Annotated in this window: 15 protein-coding genes; 3 read left to right on the forward strand and 12 right to left on the reverse strand. The window is 73.7% G+C overall.

Features of this window, described 5'->3' with window-relative positions:
* Nucleotides 1-223: 223 nt before the first annotated feature.
* From ROT00_RS08820 to ROT00_RS08875, 12 genes are all read right to left on the reverse strand, one after another.
* Nucleotides 224-1,252, reverse strand: coding sequence for an iron-siderophore ABC transporter substrate-binding protein (locus ROT00_RS08820; protein ID WP_404774092.1), 1,029 nt, complete (start codon nucleotides 1,250-1,252; stop codon nucleotides 224-226).
* A 44-nt stretch (nucleotides 1,253-1,296) separates the two neighbouring features.
* Nucleotides 1,297-2,241, reverse strand: coding sequence for an ABC transporter ATP-binding protein (locus ROT00_RS08825; protein ID WP_404774094.1), 945 nt, complete (start codon nucleotides 2,239-2,241; stop codon nucleotides 1,297-1,299).
* On the reverse strand, nucleotides 2,238-3,308 hold the full coding sequence (locus ROT00_RS08830; protein ID WP_404774096.1) for a FecCD family ABC transporter permease: 1,071 nt from the start codon (nucleotides 3,306-3,308) through the stop codon (nucleotides 2,238-2,240). The genes ROT00_RS08825 and ROT00_RS08830 overlap by 4 nt, the downstream gene beginning before the upstream one ends.
* A complete protein-coding gene (locus ROT00_RS08835) occupies nucleotides 3,305-4,276 on the reverse strand; it encodes a FecCD family ABC transporter permease (RefSeq protein ID WP_404774097.1) in 972 nt (323 codons plus the stop codon). The genes ROT00_RS08830 and ROT00_RS08835 overlap by 4 nt, the downstream gene beginning before the upstream one ends.
* A gap of 125 nt (nucleotides 4,277-4,401) precedes the next feature.
* Nucleotides 4,402-5,376 (reverse strand): siderophore-interacting protein, encoded by a 975-nt coding sequence (locus ROT00_RS08840; protein ID WP_404774098.1) that lies wholly within the window; start codon nucleotides 5,374-5,376, stop codon nucleotides 4,402-4,404.
* A 59-nt stretch (nucleotides 5,377-5,435) separates the two neighbouring features.
* A complete protein-coding gene (locus ROT00_RS08845) occupies nucleotides 5,436-6,869 on the reverse strand; it encodes an amidase (RefSeq protein ID WP_404774100.1) in 1,434 nt (477 codons plus the stop codon).
* A 50-nt stretch (nucleotides 6,870-6,919) separates the two neighbouring features.
* Nucleotides 6,920-7,498: a GNAT family N-acetyltransferase gene (locus tag ROT00_RS08850; RefSeq protein WP_404774102.1), complete on the reverse strand. Its 579-nt coding sequence runs from the start codon at nucleotides 7,496-7,498 to the stop codon at nucleotides 6,920-6,922.
* 58 nt (nucleotides 7,499-7,556) lie between these two features.
* Entirely contained in the window at nucleotides 7,557-8,255 is a 699-nt protein-coding gene (locus ROT00_RS08855) for a uracil-DNA glycosylase (protein ID WP_404774104.1), read from the reverse strand.
* The gene (locus ROT00_RS08860) at nucleotides 8,255-8,971 is read right to left on the reverse strand and encodes a Type 1 glutamine amidotransferase-like domain-containing protein (RefSeq protein ID WP_404774106.1); all 717 of its coding nucleotides are present in this window, start codon (nucleotides 8,969-8,971) and stop codon (nucleotides 8,255-8,257) included. Before ROT00_RS08860 ends, ROT00_RS08855 begins: the two co-directional genes overlap by 1 nt.
* A complete protein-coding gene (locus ROT00_RS08865; protein ID WP_243568797.1) occupies nucleotides 8,968-9,483 on the reverse strand; it encodes a phosphoribosyltransferase in 516 nt (171 codons plus the stop codon). The genes ROT00_RS08860 and ROT00_RS08865 overlap by 4 nt, the downstream gene beginning before the upstream one ends.
* Nucleotides 9,464-10,255 carry a potassium channel family protein gene (locus ROT00_RS08870; RefSeq protein ID WP_404774108.1) on the reverse strand — a complete coding sequence of 264 codons (792 nt, stop codon included), beginning with the start codon at nucleotides 10,253-10,255 and terminating at the stop codon, nucleotides 9,464-9,466. The genes ROT00_RS08865 and ROT00_RS08870 overlap by 20 nt, the downstream gene beginning before the upstream one ends.
* Nucleotides 10,252-11,034: an SDR family NAD(P)-dependent oxidoreductase gene (locus ROT00_RS08875; protein ID WP_404774110.1), complete on the reverse strand. Its 783-nt coding sequence runs from the start codon at nucleotides 11,032-11,034 to the stop codon at nucleotides 10,252-10,254. The genes ROT00_RS08870 and ROT00_RS08875 overlap by 4 nt, the downstream gene beginning before the upstream one ends.
* Nucleotides 11,035-11,068: 34 nt before the next feature.
* Between ROT00_RS08875 and ROT00_RS08880 the strand changes: the two genes are divergently transcribed.
* From ROT00_RS08880 to metX, 3 genes are all read left to right on the forward strand, one after another.
* Nucleotides 11,069-12,229 carry an acyltransferase family protein gene (locus ROT00_RS08880; protein WP_404774111.1) on the forward strand — a complete coding sequence of 387 codons (1,161 nt, stop codon included), beginning with the start codon at nucleotides 11,069-11,071 and terminating at the stop codon, nucleotides 12,227-12,229.
* Nucleotides 12,230-12,407: 178 nt separating this feature from the next.
* Nucleotides 12,408-13,730 (forward strand): bifunctional o-acetylhomoserine/o-acetylserine sulfhydrylase, encoded by a 1,323-nt coding sequence (locus ROT00_RS08885; protein ID WP_404774113.1) that lies wholly within the window; start codon nucleotides 12,408-12,410, stop codon nucleotides 13,728-13,730.
* Between the two features lie 126 nt (nucleotides 13,731-13,856).
* On the forward strand, nucleotides 13,857-15,062 hold the full coding sequence (gene metX / locus ROT00_RS08890; RefSeq protein ID WP_404774115.1) for a homoserine O-acetyltransferase MetX: 1,206 nt from the start codon (nucleotides 13,857-13,859) through the stop codon (nucleotides 15,060-15,062).
* Nucleotides 15,063-15,121 lie beyond the last annotated feature (59 nt).

A 15,121-nucleotide genomic window follows, 5' to 3' on the forward strand; every position in this document is an offset into this window, starting at 1 on the left:
CCCCCCCCCCCCCCCCCCCCCCCCCAGTTTTTTTAAGTACCCCCCCCCCCAGATATATAAAATGGTTTTTAAAAATTATGACCAACCACAACGTTATCAGTATGTGGCCGGGGCGGTTTGCCGGTTTTGCGGGGTATTGCGTTGGGGTTTTTTGTTTTTTTTTAAGGGGGGGGGCGGGGGGCGGCGGGGTTGCGGGGGGAAGGGGGGGGTTGCCGGGTACCCGCTACTCGGCGAGCGCCGCCGCGATCGCGTCGACGAGCGTGGGCAGGCCGCCCTCCCACTCGAAGCTGAGCGCGGTCGGCGGCGAGACCGAGGAGACCGTGACCGGGTCGTAGACCTGCGCGACCCGGCCCGCGGCGACCGCGGGGATGGCCTGCACCTCGGGCTTCGTGAGGAAGGCGTCGGCCTCCTCCTTCGAGGAGTGATAGCTCACGATGAAGTCGGCGTCGAGCTGGTCGAGCTGCTCGTAGCTCAGCTCGTAGTAGAAGCCGCCGTCGCTCGTGTCGAGCTTCGAGACGCTCGGCGCCACGTCGAGCCCGAGCTCGGTGAGCACCTCGATGCGGGAGTCGGCCGCGGTGTAGACCGAGACGAAGCCGTCGCCGTCCCAGATGCCGGCGAACGTCTTGCCGGCGAACTCGGGGTGCGCCGCCGCCGTCTCGGCGAGCTGCTCGGAGATCGAGCCGAGCAGTTCGTCGCCCTGCTCGGCGAGGCCGAGCGCTTCGGCGGTGAGGCGGATCTCCTCGTCCCACGGGGTGGTCCAGGGCGCCTCGGGGTAGGCGACGACGGGGGCGATCTCGGAGAGGGTGTCGTACTGCTCCTGGGTGAGGCCCGAGTAGGGCGCCAGGATGAGGTCGGGGTCGGCCTCGATGAACTCCTCGTAGGGCACGGTCGCGCCGCCCTCGGGGTCGCTCAGGAGCGCGGGGAGCTCGACGCCGGCGTCGTCGTAGGCCGCCTCGACCCAGGGCAGGTAGTTGCCCGCGCCGACGGTCCAGATCTGCTCGCCGATGGCGACCGGGTAGACGCCGAGGGCGATGGCCGCCTCGGTCGACCCCCAGCCCCAGGTGGCGACCCGCTCGGGGGCCTGCTCGATGACGGTCTCGCCGAGGGCGTGCTCCATGGTGATCGGGAAGCCCTCGCCGGTGACGGCCGCGTCGCTCGGCGCGGGCTCTGCACTCCCGCCGGCGCAGGCGGAGAGGGCGATCGCGGTGACGGCGGCGCCGGCCACGGCGATCAGGGAACGGCGAAGACGCACGGGTGCTCCTTGAGTCGATCGGGGGATGATAAGGACAGGCTAACCTAACCCTGCACGGATTCGGTAGTCGAGTGGTACCGGCCGATCGGCACGATCAGCGGTCCGCCCGAGACGGGGTCGTCGATGACCTCGGCCGAGAGGCCGAACGCGCCGCGCACCGTCTCGCGGTCGAGCACCCGCCCCGGCTCCCCCTCGGCCACCACTCGCCCGCCCGACATGACCACGAGGTGGTCGGCGTAGCGGGCCGCGAGGTTCAGCTCGTGCAGCACCATCACGATCGTCGTCCCCCGCTCGCGGTTCAGCGAGGTGAGCAGGTCGAGGAGCTCGAGCTGATGGGCGAGGTCGAGGTAGGTCGTCGGCTCGTCGAGGAGCATGACGTCGGGCTGCTGGGCGAGCACCATCGCGATCCAGACGCGCTGGCGCTGGCCGCCGGACAGCTCGTCGATCGGCCGGTCGGCGAGCTCGGCCATGCCGGTCGCCGCGAGCGCCTCGGCGACCGCCCGGTCGTCGCCGCTCGAGTGCCGACCGAACCAGCCCTGGTGCGGATAGCGACCGCGCCCGACGAGATCGGCGACGCGCACCCCGTCGGGGGCGATCGACGACTGCGGCAGCACGCCGAGGCGCCGGGCGAGCTCCCGCCGGGGCATCCGGCCGACGTCCTGGCCGTCGAGCGTGACCCGCCCGCCCTCGAGCGGGTGGAGCCGGGCGAGCCCGCGCAGCAGCGTCGACTTGCCGCAGGCGTTCGGACCGACGATCGCGGTGATCCGTCCCGCCGGCAGTCGCAGGGAGAGGCCGTCGATGATGCGGCGGCCGTCGTAGCCGAGGCTCACCGCCTCGGCGGCGAGGCCGAGCGCGCCGTCGGCGACGGCGCCGACCCCGACCGGGCGGTCGGCGACCCCGCGGTCGCCGACGGGCGACGGCGGAACGGCGGCGGATGCCTCGACGGGGGGACGCTCGGACGGGACGGCGGTGCGTGCGCGGGGGGTCATGCGCGGGTCCTCTCGGTGCGGGCGAGCAGCCAGAGCAGATAGGGGGCGCCGATGAGGCCGGTGACGACGCCGACGGGCGCCATGAGCCCGGGGATCGCGAACTGGCCGACGACGTCGGCGGAGAGCGTCAGCACGCCGCCGACCACGGCCGACGCGACGAGCGCGGCACCGCCGCCCCCGACGAGACGCCGAGCGATGGCCGGGGCGATGAGCGCGACGAAGGCGATGGGGCCGGCGATCGCCGCGGCGACGGCGACGAGGCCGACCGCCGCAGCGAGGAGCACCACGCGACCGGCGTGCGCCCGGGCGCCCAGGGACGCGGCGTGGTCGTCGCCGAGCGCGAGCACCGTGAGCATCCGCGACGAAGCCGCGACCACGAGCGACATGATCACGACTCCGAGGAGCAGCCCCGCGAGATCGTCGCCGCGGACGTCGGCGACGCTGCCGACGGTCCAGTGCAGCGCCTGCTGCGCCTGCCGGACGTCGCCGCGGGCGAGCAGCCAGCTGATCGCCGAGCCGCAGACGTAGGCGAGGCCGACGCCGACGAGCACGAAGCGGATGCCGTGCAGCCCCTGCCGCCAGGCCGCGGCCCAGATGATCACGGCGACGAGGAGCCCGCCCGCGAAGGCGAAGCCGGTGACCCACGCCCCCGCGAGGCCGAGCCCGAGCATCGCCCAGACCGCGCCGAGGCTCGCGCCGGAGGAGATGCCGAGGATATCGGGACTCGCGAGCGGATTGCGGAGTACCGCCTGGAACACCGATCCGGCGAGCCCGAACGCCCAGCCGACGACGAGCGCCGCGACGATCCGCGGCAGCCGCAGCTCGAGCACGACGAAGCGCTCCACGCGCTCGCCCTGCCCGAGGAGCACCGCGAGCACCCGGTCGGGCGAGACGGCCGCCGCGCCGAGCGAGGCGGCGACGAGCGCGACCGCGAGCCCGAGTGCGGCGGTGACGAGCACCACGAGCAGCGCCCGGCGCCGGCGGGAGCGGCGCACGGCGTGCAGCCGTTCGAGCTCGACCGTCGGCACCGCGCCGGGCTCCGCGCTCCGCTCGCGCACCGCGGTCACAGCCCGGCCACCTTCCGGCTGCGCGCGACCGCGATGAGCACGGGCGCCCCGAGGAACGCCGCCACGACGCCGCCCTCGAGCTCGGAGTTCGGCACGATGAGCCGCCCGATCACGTCGGCCGCGAGGAGCATGATCGGCCCGAGCAGGAGCGCGAGCGGCATGATCAGCCGGTAGTCGCTGCCGACGAGCCGGCGTGCGGCGTGCGGCACGACGAGCCCGACGAGCGCGATCGGTCCGGCGAGGGCGGTCGCCGTGCCGCAGAGGAGCACGATGGCGGCGCCCGAGAGGCCGCGCGTCACGCCGACGCGCTGGCCGAGGGCGCTCGCGACGTCCTCGCCGAGCGCGAGGAGGTTGAGCCGGTGCGCGAGGAGGAACGCGAGCACGGCCCCGACGAGGAGGAACGGCCAGAGCACGCCGACGGTCGCGAGGTCGCGGCCGGTCAGGGAGCCGACGGCCCAGAAGCGGTACTGGTTGAAGGCCTCCGTGTCCTGCAGCAGCACGAGCGCGATCAGCGGCGTGATGAAGGCGGTGACCGCGGCGCCGACGAGCGCGAGCCGCACGGGTTCGCCGCGGCCGATCGAGAACACCGCGACCGCCGCGAGCCCGGCGCCGGCGAAGGCGAGCCAGATGTAGCCGAGCGGGTCGACGAGGCCGAGGAAGGAGATGCCGAGCACCACGGCGAGCGAGGCGCCCGCGTTGATGCCGAGGAGCCCGGGGTCGGCGATCGGGTTCCGGGTGACGCCCTGGATCACGGTGCCGGCGAGGCCGAGGGCGAGACCCGCGGCGAGTCCGATCACCGTGCGCGGCACGCGCAGCTGGAGCACCACGAACTGGTCGGGGTCGGCGGTGTCGGGCGAGAAGATCGCCCGCCACACCTGCGCGGGATCCATCGCGCGCACGCCGAGCGCGAGGCTCGCGACGACCACGAGCGCGAGGACGACCGCCGCCGCGACGAAGACGAGGACCACCCGGGCGGGGCGGGATCGGACGGGTCGACGCGGAGCTCCGCCGGGCGCGGGCGCGGCGCTCGCCCGGTCCGCGCCCCGGGGCGCGGCGCCGTTCGACCCGTCCGGCCGCGCGGTGGTGGCCGGCATCACTCCAGCTCGGCGCGACCGCGCCGCCAGTAGCCCATGAACGCGACCTGACGGCGGTCGAGTCCGGCGTCGCGCACCAGGAAGCGGCGGAGCGCCGTGATGACGGATGCCTCGCCGGCGAGCCACGCGTAGCAGGCCCCGTCGAGGCTCCGCCCCTCCGGGACGTCCCAGAGCGGCGCGTCGTCGGCGTCGGCCGCCTCGGCGGCGTCGAGCGCCGCGACGGAAGCCGGGGCGTCCTCGGGGGCGTCGGAGGCATCCGCACCGTCCGTCGGCGTCGTCGCGCGCGCGACCCAATCGCGCACCGCGGGCACGAGGCGCTCGCCGTGCACGGCGTCCGCACCGGAGCGGGCGAGCCAGCGCACCTCGACGCCGGCAGGCGCCGCGACGGGCAGCACGTCGGCGTCGCTCGGCACCTCGATGAGCGCGGCGCCCGCGGCGTCCGCGGGCAGTTGCGCGAGGATCGCGCAGATCGCGGGGGCCGCCGTCTCGTCTCCGGCGAGGAGCACCGTGTCGACGGCGCCCGGACGGAAGTCGATGCCGATCGTGCGCTCGGGGCTCCGCTCGTCCGGCCCGATGATGATGAGCTCGTCGCCGGCCGCGGCGCGGGCGGCCCAGGCGGACGCCGGTCCGAGATCGCCGTGGAGCGCGAAGTCGACGTCGACCTCAGCGAGCTCCGGGCGAACGGCGCGCACGGTGTAGGTGCGGAAGACGTTGCGGCGCTCGGCGGGGAGCTCCCGCCAGGCGCGGTACCAGTCGTCCCCGTCGGGGAAGTCGGCGAAGCCGTGCTCGGCGTGCGGGAAGACGAGCTTCACCCGCTGGTCGAGCCCGGCGGTGCCGAAGTCGACGAGCTCCGCTCCCCCGAACGTCACCCGGACGAAGTGCGGCGAGAGCCGCTCGGCACGCGCCACCTCGGCGCGGAAGCTGCGGTACGCCGGTCGCGGACGGACGATCGGCTCCGCTACTGAGGTAAGCATTACCTAAGTCTGACACATCCCGTCCGCCGTGCGAAGCCCTGCTTCGCGAGCTCGCCCGCTCACCAGACCGGCGGCCGCCTCCCGACGACCCCCGCGCGGCGCTCGAACTGCGCGGCGATCGAGAACAGCACCGCCTCGCCGCCCGGACGACCGATGAGCTGCACGCCGACGGGGAGCCCGTCGTCCGTCATCATCACGGGCACCGTGAGGGCGGGCAGGCCGGTCACGTTGACGAAGGAGGTGAACGGCGTGAACGCGACCTGCTGGGCGAAGTTCCGCTCACCGTCCTCGGCGTCGTACCAGCCGACCGGTCGCGGCGTCATCGCGAGCGCGGGCGTCAGCACCGCGTCGTAGCTCGACAGCCGGCGGATGACGCGCTGCTCGTAGTCGGACAGCCACGACAGCGCGGCCACGAGCTCCGTCGCCGGCAGGGCCCGCCCACGGCGGAGGAGCCAGCGGGTGAGCGGCTCGAGCAGCTCCTCCCCCGCGCCCTCGACCGGGATGCCGCCGGCGCCGGCCTGCCAGACGGCGCGGAACGCATCGGCGTAGCCCGGCTCCGGCGCCGGCGGCACGGCCTCGACGCCGTGGCCGAGCCGGTCGGCGAGCTCGATCGCCCGCTCCAGCGCCGCCCGCGGCTCGGGATCGACGGCGATCTCGGTGAAGTCGTCCCAGGGCGTGTCGGTCATCACGCCGAGCTGGTACCGGCCCTCGCCGCGAACGGCGGCACCGAGGAACGGGCCGTCGTCGCCCGCGGCGCGGAGGGCGAACGGATGCTCGGGCGGATAGCCGAGCGGCGCGATCAGGCCGTCGAGGAGCAACGCGGCATCCGCCACCGTCCTCGCGATCGGCCCCGCGACGCCGAGACCCGCGAGACTGCCGATCCCCGATCCGCCCGGCACCCGCCCGCGCGAGGGCTTCACGCCCACCAGGCCGCACGAGGCGGCCGGGATGCGGATCGAGCCGCCGCCGTCGGATCCTGGCGCGAAGGGCAGGAGACCGGCGGCGACCGCCGCGGCCGCGCCGCCGCTCGAGCCGCCGGCCCCGCGCGAGAGATCCCACGGCGTGCGCGCGGGCGGGAACGCGAGCCCCTCGGTGTACGACGGGAGACCGAACTCGGGCGTCGCGGTCTTGCCGAGGCTCACGGCGCCCGCCCGATCGACGTCGCGGACGAGCGCGTCGGACTCGGCGGGCACGAAGTCGGCGAAGGCGCGCGAGCCGAAGCGCGCCGGCATCCCGGCCCGGAGCTGCAGGTCCTTGTCGGCGAGCGGCATCCCCCAGAGCGGCGCGGTCTTCGGCACCTCCTGCTCGACCAGGCGGGCACGTTCCAGCGCGCCGTCCGGATCGACGTGCGCGAACGCGCCGAGCTCGGGACCGAGCCGCTCGATCCGCGCGAGGAAGTGCGCGGCGAGCTCGCTCGGCGAGACGCGTCCGCGCTGGAGCAGCTGGTGCAGTTCGAGGGCGGTCGCCTCGTGCAGTTCCACCGGATCGGCCATTCGTCGAGCCTACGACCGTCCGACGACCGCCCGCTCCTCCGCGGCGCCGCTCAGCGCAGGTTCTTCTGCAGCAGCACGGTGCCGAGCCAGCGGTCGAACTTGTACCCGACCCGGCCCATCCGGCCGATCTCGACGAAGCCGAACTTCTCATGCAGCGCGAGGGAGGCCTCTGCGCCCTGGTCGGCGATGACCGCGATCATCTCCCGGAGCCCCGCCGCGGTCGAGGCGTCGATGAGGGCGGCGAGGAGGGCTCGCCCGAGCCCCTTGCCGGAGGCGGCGGGACCGAGGTAGATCGAGTTCTCCGCCGTGTAGCGGTAGGCGCGGCGCTGCCGCCACGGGGCGGCGAGCGCGTAGCCGAGCAGCTGGCCGGAGGGCGATTCGGCGACGAGGAAGGGGAGCCCGAGCTTGTCGAGCATGGCGTACTTCTGCCGCCACTCGCGGAGGCTCATCGCGTCCTCGTCGAAGGTCACGGTCGAGTTCGCGACGTAGTAGTTGTAGATCTCGCGGACCGCGGGGAGGTCGGCGGGCGAGGCCGGGCGGATGACGTACTCGAACGGCGCCTCGACCGGCGCGGCGGGGCGCAGGTGCGGCGGCAGGGCCCGGCGCTGCTGGTATTCCTCCTCGAGCATGCCGGTCAGCCTACGCGCGCCGTGTTGCGGCCGCGTTTCGCGCGCCGTCCGGAGCGGCTCAGGCCGGGAGCGACCAGTCGACCGGGGCGCCGCCCTGCTCGACGAGGAGCGCGTTGGCGCGGCTGAACGGCTTCGATCCGAAGAAGCCCCGCGAGGCGGAGAGCGGGCTCGGGTGCACGGACTCGATCGCGGGCGTGTCCCCGAGCAACGGCTTCAGCGGCTGCGCGTCCCGGCCCCAGAGGATCGCCACGAGCGGGGTGCCGCGGGCGACGAGGGTGCGGATGGCGTGATCGGTCACCGCCTCCCAGCCCTTGCCGCGATGCGAGGCCGGGGTGCCCGGGCGCACGGTCAGCACGCGGTTCAGCAGCATGACGCCGTTGCGGCTCCAGGCGCCGAGGTCGCCGTGCGCGGGCGGCTCGAAGCCCAGGTCGTCGCGGAGTTCCTTGTAGATGTTGCCGAGGCTCCGCGGCACCGGCCGCACGTGCGCCTCCACCGCGAAGCTCAGGCCGATGGGATGGCCCGGCGTCGGGTACGGGTCCTGGCCGACGATCAGCACGCGGACGTCGTCGATGGGCTGCGAGAAGGCGCGCAGCACCCGGTCGCCGGCGGGCAGGTAGCCGTGGCCGGCGGCCTGCTCGGCGCGGAGGAAGTCGCCGAGTTCCGCGATCCGCCCGGCGACGGGCTCGAGCGCCGCCGCCCAGCCCGGGTCGATCAATCCGGCCTCGGCGAGCTCGGGGAGCGTCTTCGCGGGAGGCATCAGGCGCCGATCGTCGAGACGAGCACCCCGCCGTCGCCGGGCAGCACCCGCCAGACGCTGCCGCCGCCGACGACGCGGAGGCCGCCCTCGCCCACGATGAGCACGGTGCGCTCGTCGATGCCGAGGGCACCGTCGACGAGCCCCGACTCCACGGCCGCGACGAGCCTGGAGAGCGTGCCGCGCTGGGCGACGTGGGCGTCGACCGCGACGTCGACGAGGCCGATCCCGGCCTCGACCTCGAACTCGACGCCCGGCTCCCCCGGGTCCTCCGGGGAGACGAGCACGCCGTCGATGCGGGAGCCCCCGCCGAGCGAGCCCTCCGCGGCGACCATCGCCCCGGCCGAGACGCCGAGGTAGGGCACGCCGCCCGCGACCTGCCGGCGCAGCTCGCCGAACAGGGGCTCGAGGCCGGCGCGCACCGCTTCCACGATGCCGCCGCCGACGACGATGCCGTCGACATCGGAGATCGCGGTGAGCGGCAGCGTCTCGCCGCCGAGCGAGCTCGTGACGCGCGCCTCGAAGTCGCCGGCCGCCGACAGCACGCGGACGAGCGCCTCGGCCCGCTCGGGGCCAGCGGGATGGATCGACAGGATGGCGAGGAGCGGCACCGCCCGCGCGGCCGCGCGCGCCCGGGCGGCGGCCTCGTCGAGGAAGGGCGCGTACAGCGGGGCGTCGTCCGGCGCGAACGCGCCGCCCCCGAGGAGGTGGACGCTCACGCGGTGACCTGCACCGGCGGCTGCGCCGACCAGGGGAAGACGATCCAGTCGTCGGTGGCGCGGTAACTGTAGTCGGGGACGAGCACGGTGCGCGACTTCGTGTAGAGCGTCGCGGTGCGCACCTCGGAGCCGACGTCCGTGAGCAGCTCGAGCACCTTCGCGAGCGTGCGCCCGGAGTCGGAGACGTCGTCGACGAGCAGGACCTTCAGACCCGCGAGGGCCGGCGCGTCGAGCATCGGCGGGTGCACGATCGGCTCGGGCAGCACCTGCTCGATGTCGGTGTAGAACTCCACGTTGATGGAACCGCACTGCTTGGTGCCGAGCGCGTACGAGATCGCCCCCGCGAGCAGCAGCCCGCCGCGCGCGATCGCGATGACGACGTCGGGGCGGAAGCCGGATCCGAGCACGTCCGCGGCGAGGGTCCTCGCCGCCTCGCCGAACTGGTCCCAGCCGAGGATCTCGCGACGCACATCGGGTTCGCCGATGGCCGCGTCATTCGCGTCGAAGGTCATCCTGCAAGGGTACGGCGTCGGGATGCCCGCCGGCATCCGCGGCCCGGCCGTCGCGCGGCGGCTCGTGCGTCCCGCGCGCCCGCTCGTGCTCCTCATGCGGCCGCTCCCGCAGCTGGCCGATCCGCTCGGTGAAGAGCGAGACGATCGTCGCCGACGCGGTGCCGACGATCGCGATGCCGCCGATCATCAGCATCACCGCGAAGATGCGCCCGGGCACCGTCACCGGGTACATGTCGCCGTAGCCGACGGTGGCGATCGTGACGCACGCCCACCAGATCGCGTCGCCGAAGCTGGTGATGGTCGCCCGCGGGGCGTCGCGCTCGGCGTTCAGCGTGGCGAGCGCGATGAAGATGATGAACACGACCGCGTAGACGAGCATCGAGGAGACGATCCGCGCCCGGAACGCGTCGCCGCCGTGCCCCCGGAAGAAGCGGACCCGGTGCACGAGGCTCACGACCCGGAGCGCCCGGAAGACCGGCAGCACGGCCGAGAGCACGTCGAGCGGGTGGTGCACGAGGAAGGCGATCCGGTGCCCGCGCGGCGTGAGGGCGCAGCGCACCACGACATCCACGCCGAACATCGCCCACGCGAGCAGGAGGAGGATCTGCAGGGCGAGGTGGAGCCAGCCGGGCAGCCGCTCTTCGAGCACGAGCAGCGCGTAGGCGCCGAGGAAGCCGACGCCGAGCACGATGAGCGGGGTGGTGGTCCGCTCCTCCCAGGCGCGGCGGCGGGCGAGGTCGAGGTCCTGCTCGCCGGTGCCCGCGCCGCTCATCGCTCCGTCCGCACCTCGAGCGGCCCCCGCGCCAGCAGGTGCGGCGCGGCCTGCGCGACCGGCTTCACGACGATGAGGTCCAGGTCGACGTGGCGCGGCTTGCCCATCGCGTCGGCGATGACCGCGGCGACGTCGTCGGCGACGAGCGGCTCGGCGACGCCCGCGTACACGGCATCCGCCTTCTCCCGATCGCCGCGATGGCGCACGAGCGAGAACTCCTCGGTGCGCACCATGCCCGGCGCGATCTCCACGACCCGGATCGGCTCGCCGTTCAGCTCCAGCCGGAGCACTGCGGTGACCGCGTGCGCCGCCGCCTTCGCGGCGTTGTAGCCCCCGCCGCCGGCGTACGGCACGTGCCCCGCGATCGACGTCACGTTCACGAGGTCGGCGACCCCGCGCTCGGCTGCGCCCGCACGGAGCAGCGGCAGGAGCGCCGCGGTGACCCGCTGCAGCCCGAGGACGTTGACCTCGAACATCCAGCGCCAATCCTCGGGGTCGGCTGCCTCGACGGACGAGACGCCCTTCGCCCCTCCCGCGTTGTTCACGAGCGCGTGCACCGGGCCGGTGCTCGCGAGCTCCGCGGCGAGCGCGTCCACGTCCTCCTGGCGGGTGACGTCGCAGACGAGGAAGGCGGCGCCGGTCTCGGCGGCGAGCTCGCGGAGCCGCTCCACGCGCCGGGCGACCGCGACGACCTCCCAGCCGTCCGCGCGGAGCGCCCGCACGGTGGCGGCGCCGATGCCGGAGCTCGCGCCCGTGACCACTGCCCGTCTGTCGTTCATGCGCCCATTCTGCCCGTGCTGGGAGAATGGGGCGATGCCTTCCACGCCGACGACGCCGACGAGGTCCCAGCCGCACACGAAGAAGCGGGTGCCGCTCTGGGACAACGCGCGGTGGATCGCGATCGTCCTCGTCGTGGTCGGGCACGGCATCCTGCCGCTCATCGGCGAGTCGAACTCGGCGTACAGCGTCTACCTGTTCATCTACTCGTTCCACGTCGCCGTGTTCGTCACGGTCTCGGGCTACTTCGCGAAGTCGGGGCCGCCGACCGCCCGCTCCATGCGGCAGGTCCTCACCGACATCGTGCTGCCGTACCTCATCTTCGAGACGATCTGGACGGTGCTGCGGTTCCTCCTCGGCACCGGCGTCGGGCTCGACTACGCGACCCCGTCGTGGACGCTCTGGTTCCTCATCGCGCTCGCCGTCTGGCGGGTGGTGCTGCCCTACCTCGTCATGCTGCGCGCCCCGCTCCTCATCGCGATCGCGATCTCGGTCGCCGCGGGCTACTCGGAGACCATCGACTCGACGCTCGCGCTCAGCCGCACCTTCGGCATGCTGCCCTTCTTCGTCTTCGGCTGGAAGCTCCGGCAGTGGCGCATCACGGGCCGCTGGCTCGCGCTGCCCGCGCGGGTGGCGTGGCGCTGGCGGGCGGGTGCGATCGCCCTGTTCGCCGCCGTGCTCGTGGCGATGCCGACCGCGATCGAGTGGTGGCGCGACGTGAAGCTGCGCCGCTTCCTCCTCTACGACGAGTCGTACCCCGACCTCGGCTACGACGAGCCCTGGACGGGCGCCATCCGGCTCGGCCTGCTGCTCAGCGCGATGGTCCTCGCGGTCGCGTTCCTCACGCTGATGCCCCGCGGCGCCCACTGGTTCACCCCCTTCGGCGCCGCGACGATGTACATCTACCTGCTGCACAGCTTCGTGCTGTTCCCGTTCCGCGAATCGGGCGTGCTCGAGGGCGATCAGCCGTTCTGGGTGCTGCCGGCGATGATCGTGTTCTGCGTCGGCATCTCGGTCGTGCTCTCGCTGAAGCCCGTCCGGCGCGTCTTCCGCCCGCTCGTCGAGCCGCGCGCCAGATGGCTCTTCCGGCCCGAGCCGTCGACGGCGACCGGCACGATCGTGCTCCCGCCCGAGGCGCTCCCGCCTGGACCGGCCGACTCCGCACCGCCCACTGCGCCGCCGCCTCCGCGCGGCTGAGACCGACGCCACCCGACTGGGCCGCGCACCCTCGCCCCGTGGCGCCGCGCCCGGCGCCGCGCAGCGGTTACGCCGTGTGTCGGCCCGCATTGCCCGGCCCGCCGGGCCCGCCTAGCGTGGTCGCATCACGGCCGGGCCACCCACTCGCTCCCAGCCGGCCGAACCGAAGGAGAGCTCGATGAGCAACGCAGCCGACTGGCGCTTCGAGACCAAGCAGGTCCACTCCGGCGCCGCCCCCGACCCGATCACGAAGGCGCGCGCGACCCCGATCTACCAGACGACCTCGTACGTCTTCGACAACGCCGAGCACGCGCAGAACCTCTTCGCGCTCGCCGAGTTCGGCAACATCTACACCCGCATCCAGAACCCGACGCAGGCGGTCGTCGAGGAGCGCGTGGCGGCGCTCGAGGGCGGCACGGGCGCGCTCCTCCTCGCCTCGGGCCAGTCGGCGGCGACGTTCTCGGTGCTGAACATCGCGCAGGCGGGCGACCACATCGTCTCGTCGAGCTCGATCTATGGCGGCACGTACAACCTCTTCAAGTACACCCTCGCGAAGCTCGGCATCGAGACGACCTTCGTCGAGAACCAGGACGACGCCGACGAGTGGCGCCGCGCCGTGCGCCCGAACACGAAGCTCTTCTTCGCCGAGACGATCGGCAACCCGAAGATCAACGTGCTCGACATCGGCCTCGTCTCGGGCATCGCGCACGACGCCGGCATCCCCCTCATCGTCGACAACACGATCGCGACGCCGTTCCTCATCCGCCCCTTCGAGCACGGCGCCGACATCGTCATCCACTCGGCGACGAAGTTCCTCGGCGGTCACGGCACCACCATCGGCGGCATCATCGTCGACGGCGGCAAGTTCGAGTGGTCGAAGAACGTCGAGAAGTTCCCCGGGCTCACCGAGCCCGACCCCTCGTACCACGGCGCGAGCTACACCGCCGCGGTCGGCGACGGGCTCGCGTACGTCATCAAGGCGCGCGTGCAGCTCCTCCGCGACCTCGGCGCGGCGATCTCGCCGAACAGCGCCTGGCTGCTGATCCAGGGCATCGAGACGCTGTCGCTCCGCATCGAGCGCCACGTGCAGAACGCGCAGGAGATCGCCGAGTGGCTCGACGACCACCCGGACGTCGCGAGCGTCAACTACTCGGGCCTGCCCTCGAGCCCCTGGTACGCGGCGGCGAACACCTACGCCCCGAAGGGCGTCGGGGCGGTGCTCTCGTTCGAGCTGAAGGGCGGCGTGGACGCCGGCCGCGCGCTCGTCGACAACCTGTCGCTGTTCTCGCACCTCGCGAACATCGGCGACGTGCGCTCGCTCGTCATCCACCCGGCGTCGACGACGCACTCGCAGCTCACCCCGGAGCAGCAGCTCACCTCGGGCGTGACGCCGGGCCTCGTGCGCCTGTCGGTCGGCATCGAGAACGTCGACGACCTGAAGGCCGACCTCGAGGCCGGCCTCGCCGCGGCCCGCGCCGCCTCGGAGGCGCTCCGCGCGTAACCCGCAGCTCTCGCACGATCCGGATGCCGCAGGCCCTCGCCTGCGGCATCCGTCGTCTCCCGGCGGCCGGATGCCGTGTCCGTAACAATGCCCGGCCCGCCCCCGACCTCCGGGAGAATCGAGGGTATGGACTGGCAGACGCAGGCGGACGTCGTCCCGGCGAGCATCGTGCCGGAGGCGCGCGCGCACAGCCTGCTCGGCCGGGCCCCCGCGACCGGTGCGTGGCGCATCGGCGACCCGGTCGGCGACCGGCGCTTCGCCGAGATCGGCACCCTGCGGCTGGAGTCCGGCGCGACGCTGCCGGAGCCCACGATCGCGTACGAGACCTGGGGCGAGCTCTCCCCCGCGCGCGACAACGCCGTGCTCGTGCTGCACGCCCTCACGGGCGACAGCCACGTCATCGGGCAGGCCGGTCCCGGGCATCCGAGCGCCGGCTGGTGGGAGGACGTCGTCGGCCCCGGCCGGGCGATCGACACCGACCGCTGGTTCGTCGTCGCGCCGAACGTGCTCGGCGGCTGCCAGGGCTCGACCGGCCCGGCCTCGTTGGCGCCCGACGGCGCCGAGTGGGGCGGGCGGTTCCCGTTCCTCACGATCCGCGACCAGGTCGCCGCGCAGCGCGCCCTCGCCGATGAGCTCGGCCTCGACCGCTTCGCCGCGATCGTCGGCGGATCGATGGGCGCGATGCACGTCCTCGAGTGGGCGATCACCGCGCCCGAGCGGGTGGAGCGCATCGCGGTGCTCGCCGGCCCGCCGGCGGCGACCGCCGACCAGATCGCGCTGAACTCGGTCCAGCTCGAGGCGATCCGCTCGGACCCCGGGTTCGCGGGCGGCGCCTTCTACGACGAGACCGACGGCGGCGGTCCGAGCCGCGGACTCGCGCTCGCGCGGCGGATGGCGATGCTGAACTACCGCACGGCGACGGAGCTGAACGACCGCTTCGCCCGGAGCTGGCAGTCGGGGCTCGACCCGCTCGGCGGGGGCGGCCGCTTCGCGGTGGAGTCCTACCTCGACTTCCACGGCAACAAGTTCACCCGTCGCTTCGACGCGAACAGCTACCTCGTGCTCACCGAGGCGATGAACTCCCACGACGTCGGCCGCGGGCGCGGCGGGGTCGCCGCCGCCCTCCGGTCGATCGAGGCGAAGAGCCTCGTGCTCGGCATCGAGAGCGACCGCTACTTCCCCCTCGCAGGGCAGCGTGAGATCGCCGCGCAGCTCCGCAACAGCGTGCACGGCCCGGAGCCGGTCGTCCTCGACTCCGAGTACGGCCACGACGCGTTCCTGATCGAGTCCGACGCCGTCGGGGCCGCGATCGCCGGGCTTCTCGCCGACTGAACGCGGGGCTCCTCGCCGACTGAACGAGCGCCGTCCGCCCGCTCTGCACTAGGGTTTCG

It is taken from the genome of Agromyces mediolanus (assembly GCF_044917495.1).
In the GTDB taxonomy this organism is placed as follows: domain Bacteria; phylum Actinomycetota; class Actinomycetes; order Actinomycetales; family Microbacteriaceae; genus Agromyces; species Agromyces mediolanus_B.

Bases quoted from the DNA above. Each gene is read 5' to 3' on its own strand.
- ROT00_RS08885 (WP_404774113.1), top strand. From the start codon at position 12,408: ATGAGCAACGCAGCCGACTGGCGCTTCGAGACCAAGCAGGTCCACTCC.
- ROT00_RS08865 (WP_243568797.1), bottom strand. From the start codon at position 9,483: ATGACCTTCGACGCGAATGACGCGGCCATCGGCGAACCCGATGTGCGT.
- ROT00_RS08880 (WP_404774111.1), top strand. From the start codon at position 11,069: ATGCCTTCCACGCCGACGACGCCGACGAGGTCCCAGCCGCACACGAAG.
- metX (WP_404774115.1), top strand. From the start codon at position 13,857: ATGGACTGGCAGACGCAGGCGGACGTCGTCCCGGCGAGCATCGTGCCG.
- ROT00_RS08840 (WP_404774098.1), bottom strand. From the start codon at position 5,376: ATGCTTACCTCAGTAGCGGAGCCGATCGTCCGTCCGCGACCGGCGTAC.
- ROT00_RS08850 (WP_404774102.1), bottom strand. From the start codon at position 7,498: ATGCTCGAGGAGGAATACCAGCAGCGCCGGGCCCTGCCGCCGCACCTG.
- ROT00_RS08870 (WP_404774108.1), bottom strand. From the start codon at position 10,255: ATGAGCGGCGCGGGCACCGGCGAGCAGGACCTCGACCTCGCCCGCCGC.
- ROT00_RS08855 (WP_404774104.1), bottom strand. From the start codon at position 8,255: ATGCCTCCCGCGAAGACGCTCCCCGAGCTCGCCGAGGCCGGATTGATC.
- ROT00_RS08875 (WP_404774110.1), bottom strand. From the start codon at position 11,034: ATGAACGACAGACGGGCAGTGGTCACGGGCGCGAGCTCCGGCATCGGC.
- ROT00_RS08825 (WP_404774094.1), bottom strand. From the start codon at position 2,241: ATGACCCCCCGCGCACGCACCGCCGTCCCGTCCGAGCGTCCCCCCGTC.
- ROT00_RS08845 (WP_404774100.1), bottom strand. From the start codon at position 6,869: ATGGCCGATCCGGTGGAACTGCACGAGGCGACCGCCCTCGAACTGCAC.